Below are 255 nucleotides of genomic sequence, written 5' to 3' on the forward strand. Positions count from 1 at the left end.
CGGAGATCGAACGGGTGTACTTGAGGCCCCAGGCGGCCTTTTTGGCGACCGACGGAATCTCGTGGTACATGTTGAAGATCTCGCCTTCATCCATGGCCAGCGATTCGATGCAGTACTGGTAGGCGTGGGTGTGGATCGCCTCTTCGAAGGCCTGGCGCAGGATGTACTGGCGGCACTCCGGGTTGGTGATCAGGCGGTACACGGCCAGGACCAGGTTGTTGGCGACCAGCGAGTCGGCGGTGGAGAAGAAGCCGA

1 protein-coding gene is annotated in these 255 nt (G+C 61.2%); it reads right to left on the bottom strand.

Annotation, left to right across the window (positions count from 1 at the left end; all coding sequences use genetic code 11):
- A partial coding sequence (locus tag AACY08_RS30280) for a ribonucleotide-diphosphate reductase subunit beta (protein ID WP_339472759.1) occupies positions 1-255 on the bottom strand: 255 nt, incomplete at both ends.

This window comes from Pseudomonas sp. EL_65y_Pfl1_R83 (assembly GCF_963970695.1).
In the GTDB taxonomy this organism is placed as follows: Bacteria; Pseudomonadota; Gammaproteobacteria; order Pseudomonadales; family Pseudomonadaceae; genus Aquipseudomonas; species Aquipseudomonas tritici.